5 protein-coding genes are annotated in these 5,746 nt (G+C 50.5%); 4 read left to right on the top strand and 1 reads right to left on the bottom strand.

The genetic code is table 11. The features are described 5' to 3' along the window. The first annotated feature begins 546 nt into the window (after positions 1 to 546). From QVO99_RS11080 to QVO99_RS11065, 4 genes are all read left to right on the top strand, one after another. On the top strand, positions 547 to 2,655 hold the full coding sequence (locus QVO99_RS11080; RefSeq protein ID WP_022317682.1) for a M3 family metallopeptidase: 2,109 nt from the start codon (positions 547 to 549) through the stop codon (positions 2,653 to 2,655). A 21-nt stretch (positions 2,656 to 2,676) separates the two neighbouring features. Next, complete coding sequence (locus tag QVO99_RS11075; protein ID WP_022317681.1) at positions 2,677 to 3,120, top strand: deoxycytidylate deaminase; 444 nt, start codon at positions 2,677 to 2,679, stop codon at positions 3,118 to 3,120. Continuing rightward, positions 3,107 to 4,795 (top strand): S41 family peptidase, encoded by a 1,689-nt coding sequence (locus tag QVO99_RS11070; RefSeq protein WP_022317680.1) that lies wholly within the window; start codon positions 3,107 to 3,109, stop codon positions 4,793 to 4,795. The genes QVO99_RS11075 and QVO99_RS11070 overlap by 14 nt, the downstream gene beginning before the upstream one ends. A gap of 62 nt (positions 4,796 to 4,857) precedes the next feature. Continuing rightward, complete coding sequence (locus tag QVO99_RS11065; RefSeq protein WP_022317679.1) at positions 4,858 to 5,469, top strand: 5-formyltetrahydrofolate cyclo-ligase; 612 nt, start codon at positions 4,858 to 4,860, stop codon at positions 5,467 to 5,469. Here the strand turns inward: QVO99_RS11065 and QVO99_RS11060 are convergent. Beyond that, positions 5,463 to 5,746: DUF721 domain-containing protein (locus tag QVO99_RS11060; RefSeq protein ID WP_288177254.1), on the bottom strand; the 284-nt coding region annotated here is incomplete at its 5' end. The genes QVO99_RS11065 and QVO99_RS11060 overlap by 7 nt on opposite strands.

Here is a 5,746-nt window from a genome sequence, read left to right as displayed (position 1 = left end):
TGCTCTACCAACTGAGCTATGGCACCATCATAAATTTATTAATGCAAACAACGCATAAGCGTGATTTGCGGTTGCAAAGGTACACAAAAAGTTTTAACCTGCAAACTTTTCCTTCATTTTTTATCAAAAAACTTATTAATCGAGAGAAAACAAGAATTCATTTTCTTTTCCTAACGGTTTTTCAGAAGAAAACAAAGATAACCTTCTGTATGTATTTCCGATTGGACAAGTCCGCTGATTTTTAGAAGAAAATCAGGCGACTTGCCCAATTAACAATATGAATATATGCATTTATCCATTTTTGCCTGAAATCAGAGGACAAACCACCAGACAGGCAAGTGAATCAGCCGACGAGAAATCAACAACCCTATCAAAGCCGGACGGAAACAAAGCTATATAGCAACCACAAGGACGCCACAACTGTTAAAAAAAGATAGAGCAGCGAGAAATGTCACCCATTTTGTTGTGTCATTTAGAAACAAAGGGTATCTTTGTATTAATAAATAAGTATCTTAAACCGAAATCAGAAGAAGGACAACATACAGTATGGAAGAAAAAGAAATTGAGAAGACGAAAAGAGTGAACCCATTCCTCGAACAATACAAGACACCGCACGAAACGGTGCCTTTCGACAAGATAAAGCTCGAGGACTACGAGGAGGCATTCCTCGAAGGCATCAGGCGCGACGACGAACAGATAGAAAAGACTATCAACAATCCCGCAGAACCAACTTTCGACAACACGATAATCAACGTTGACGACGATAAGGACGGATACTACGACTTGCTGTCGAGGGTTTCCACGGTGTTCTTCAACCTGCTCAGTGCGGAGACCAACGACGAGATGGACGCCCTGGCACAGAAGATGCAGCCGATACTGACGAAACACGCCAACGACGTGAGACTCAACAAGAAACTCTTCGAGAGGATAAAGGCGGTACACGACAACCACCGCGAACTGACTCCTGAGGAACAGAGACTGCTCGACAACTGCTACGACGGATTCGTGAGAAGCGGTGCGCTGCTCGACGACGAGGGAAAGGAGAAACTGAGAAAACTTACCGAGGAGGCAAGCATGCTGTCGCTGCAGTTCTCGCAGAACCTGCTGAAGGAGACAAAGGCATACACCCTGCATATCACCGATGAGAAAGATATCGACGGACTGCCCGACACGGCGAAGGAGGCGGCTGCCATGACTGCAAAGGAACAGAAGAAGGAGGGATGGATATTCACACTCGACTATCCCAGCTACAGTCCGTTCATGACATATTCCACACGCCGCGAACTGAGACGCGAGATGTATATGCAGCGCAACACGATGTGTACGCACGACAACGGGGAGAACAACCTGGAGATATGCAAGAGAATCGTTAACCTCAGAAGGGAAATAGCACAGCTGCTGGGATATGAGACGTATGCCGAATATGTATTGAAAAACCGTATGGCGAGCAATACGCAGAACGTGTACAAGCTGCTCGACGACCTCATCGACGCCTATATGCCTACGGCAAAGCTGGAGGTGGCCGACATCGAGAAGAAGGCGAAGAGCATGGAGGGCGACGACTTCAAACTGAAACCTTGGGACTTCAGCTTCTATTCCCACAAACTGCAACTTGAAAAGTTCAACCTCGACGCCGAGATGCTGCGCCCGTATTTCGAACTGAGCCGCGTGATAGACGGAGTGTTCGGACTGGCAAACAGACTATACGGCATAACATTCAAGGAGAACAAGGACATCCCCGTCTATCATCCCGACGTGAAGGCATACGAGGTGTTCGACAAGGACGGTTCGTATCTCGCCGTGTTCTATGCCGACTTCCATCCTCGCAAGGGAAAGCAGGGCGGAGCATGGATGACGGAATATCAGGGACAATGGATTGACAAGAAGGGGGAGAACGTGAGACCACACGTTAGCGTGGTGATGAACTTCACGAAACCTACTGCCGAGAAGCCGGCGCTGCTGACACTGGGCGAGGTGGAGACTTTCCTACACGAATTCGGACACAGTCTCCACGGCATGTTCGCAAACACCAGATTCGAGAGCCTTTCAGGAACCAACGTGTGGTGGGACTTCGTGGAACTGCCGTCGCAGTTCATGGAGAACTATGGCGCCGAGAAGGAGTTCCTGCGCACCTTCGCCTTCCACTACAAGACCGGCGAACCGCTGCCCGACGAACTGATAGAGCGAATAAGGAAGAGCCGCAACTTCATGGTGGCATACGGCTGCATGAGGCAGGTGAGCTTCGGACTGCTCGACATGGCTTACTATACAAAGAAGGATGCCTTCACCGACGACATCATACCGTTTGAGAAGAAGGCATGGCAGAAAGCGATGGTGCTGGAACAGCTGAAAGACACGTGCATGACGGTGCAGTTCAGCCACATCATGGCTGGAGGATATGCCGCCGGATACTACAGCTACAAATGGGCTGAGGTGCTCGATGCCGACGCCTTCAGCGTGTTCAAGAAGAACGGCATCTTCAACAGGGAAACGGCACAGAGCTTCCGCGACAACATCCTGTCGAAGGGCGGCACGGAGCATCCGATGACACTATACAAGAGATTCCGCGGATGTGAACCTACCATCGACGCACTGCTTGAGAGAAACGGAATAAAGAAAGCTTCGGCAGAGGAGAACCGCCAGACTCAACAATAACGACAAACACTATCAAGAATCATGGACGACAAAGAGAAACAGCTCAGGCTTGACCTCAAATACCTGCGCATGGCAGGTATATGGTCGGAGAACAGCTACTGCGAGAGAAGAAAGGTGGGATGCCTTGTCGTGAAAGACAAAATGATAATCAGCGACGGCTACAACGGCACGCCAAGCGGATTCGAAAACGTGTGTGAGGACGAGAACAACGTGACTCACCCCTACGTGCTCCATGCCGAGGCAAACGCCATAACGAAACTCGCCCGAAGCTCCAACAACAGCGACGGAGCGACGCTCTACGTCACCGACGCTCCATGCATAGAATGCTCCAAACTGATAATACAGGCCGGCATCAAACGTGTCGTCTATGCCAGGGAATACAGGCTCAGCGAGGGCATCGACCTTCTGAAAAGGGCTAAAATCAATGTGATACATCTTAATCCAGACGAATATGAGACAAAATAGACCCAACCGACTGACGCCGATGCTTATGGCAATCTGCGTGATAGTGGGTGTGGTGATCGGCACTTTCTATGCCAACCATTTCTCGGGCAACAGACTGAATATCATAAACTCGGGAAGCAACAGACTGAACAACCTGCTGCATATCATCGACGATCAATATGTTGACGACGTGAACATCGACTCGCTCGTTGATATGGCGATACCGCAGATACTTTCTGACCTCGACCCTCACTCGGTTTATATCAGCGCCGAAGACGTGCAGAGAACGCAGGACGACCTCAAGGGCTCGTTCTCGGGAATCGGTGTGGAATTCGTTATCCGACAAGACACCATCCACGTGCAGAACGTGGTGAAGAACGGTCCGGCACAGCAGGCCGGCGTGTTGGCCGGCGACAAGATAGTCAGCGTGGACGGAAAGCCTTTCGTTGGAAAGGTGGTGACCAACGAAGAGGCGATGCGCCGACTGAAGGGACAAAAGGGCACGAAGGTGAAAATCGGAGTGATGAGGTATGGATCGAAAGCCGTGAAATACTTCACCATAACGCGTGCCAACATTCCTCAGAAGAGCATTTCGGCGGTGTATATGCTCGATGAGAATACGGGATATATCAAGATAAAGAACTTCGGTGAGAACACTTACGCCGAACTGCTCGTGGCTCTGGCGGAACTGTCGCAGGAGGGATTCGCAAACCTCGTGATAGACCTGCGCGACAACACGGGAGGATATCTCGAATCGGCTGTGCAGATGATAAACGAGTTCCTGCCCAAGAACAAGCTCATTGTATATACCGAAGGAAGGAAATCGCCAAGACAGGAGTTCCGCAGCGACGGCAGCGGCAGCTATCAGAGCATACCGCTCGTAGTGCTCATCAACGAGGTGTCGGCATCGGCTTCTGAAATCTTTGCCGGAGCTATACAGGACAACGACCGCGGAACGATAATCGGACGCCGCTCGTTCGGAAAGGGACTGGTGCAGAAACAGATGGAATTCCCCGACGGCAGCATTATCCGTCTGACCACCGCCCGCTACTACACCCCATCGGGACGCTGCATCCAGAAGCCTTATACGGCTGGCGACAATGTTGACTACGAAGAGGACCTGCTGGCGAGATACCAGCACGGCGAATTCTTCTCACAAGACAGCATCAAGCACACGGGACCTGCCTACCACACCGGCATCGGCAGGACGGTGTATGGCGGTGGCGGCATCACGCCTGACATCTTCGTGCCTGAAGACACTATCGGCATGACGTCATACCTGAAAGAGGCAAGCATGAGCGGACTCATCCTGCAATTCGCCTTCGTATATACCGACGACAACCGCATCAAGCTGAACTCGTATAAGGAGATGATGGAACTGGCTGACTATCTGAAGAAACAGAACCTCGTGGACAAGTTCGCCACATTCGCCAACAAGAACGGACTCCAGAGGCGCAACCTGATGATAAAGAAGTCGCACAGACTGCTCGACCGCTATATCAACAGCCGCATCATATACAACATCCTCGACGAGAAGGCATGGACGCAGTATATCAACGGCGACGACAAGGTGATAGACGCTGCCCTCAACGTGTTCAAGAACAATGCGGCGTTCCCCAAGAAACCTCAGCCTGCTCCTAAGGCTGCCACAAAGAAGGCTGCAGCAAAGGGAAAGAAGCTGCATAATGGCAAATGAGGCGAAACGGGATGACGACCTGAACCCGACCATAATAATCTGACAAAGAAAAACTAACGGTTATGCTTACAAAGACAGAATTGAGAAAGGCTGTCAGACAGCTGAAGAAGCAACATACGCAAGAGGAACTCAAGGCGCTTTCTTCCGTAATAACGGGAAAGCTCCTTGAGCTTCCATGCATCAAGGAGGCAACAACGGTGATGCTCTATTGTTCTCTGCCCGACGAGGTTTATACCATGGATATGATACACAGACTGCACGGCGAGGGAAAGAAAATCGTGTTGCCAAAGGTAATCAGCGACTGCGAGATGGAACTGAGGGAATATGATGGCGACGCTGACCTGGAGGTGGGTAGCTTCGGCATCATGGAACCGTGCGGAAAACTCTTCACTGATTATGAAGACATCGACGTGGCGGTGATTCCGGGAATGGCTTTCGACAAGGACGGCAACCGCCTCGGCAGAGGAAAGGGATATTACGACCGCTTTCTGAACGCTGCCGTAAAGAGGGGCGTCAATGAAAAGTGTGAAAGCGGAAAAGGCTTCAATGAAAAGCGTGAAAACAGGAAGGGGAATACATATAAAATAGGTATATGTTTCCCGTTCCAGTTCGTAGATGCAGTGCCTGCCGACGAACATGACAACAGGATGGACATGGTGGTCTGCGGTCAATAAAACTTTATATCAGTTATTATCATGCTGCCCACCTCACCATTGAGACGGGTGATGAGCCGCTGCTTCATCATGGAGAGATCTTGACGAAGGGCGGGATTCTTTATCTTCACCATCAGGGTCTGGTTCTTTATGAACTTCTCTCCGGTGTATGCCACCACGTCCGGCCCCACGACCCTATCCCATGCGTTTACAAGACGATGCTGGAGGAGCGGCGTCTCAAGGCCGTTGCGTCTCAAACAGAGATTGAGCACATCGGCAAGATTCTGTACATCACGTC

The sequence above is a fragment of the Prevotella sp. CAG:592 genome, from assembly GCF_000436015.1.
GTDB lineage: Bacteria > Bacteroidota > Bacteroidia > Bacteroidales > Bacteroidaceae > Prevotella > Prevotella pectinovora.
Note: the sequence above shows the minus strand (reverse complement) of the source record. Positions and strands in the feature narration are given on the sequence as shown.

Coding starts and splice junctions, on each gene's coding strand:
- QVO99_RS11080 (WP_022317682.1), top strand. CDS start 547: ATGGAAGAAAAAGAAATTGAGAAGACGAAAAGAGTGAACCCATTCCTC.
- QVO99_RS11075 (WP_022317681.1), top strand. CDS start 2,677: ATGGACGACAAAGAGAAACAGCTCAGGCTTGACCTCAAATACCTGCGC.
- QVO99_RS11070 (WP_022317680.1), top strand. CDS start 3,107: ATGAGACAAAATAGACCCAACCGACTGACGCCGATGCTTATGGCAATC.
- QVO99_RS11065 (WP_022317679.1), top strand. CDS start 4,858: ATGCTTACAAAGACAGAATTGAGAAAGGCTGTCAGACAGCTGAAGAAG.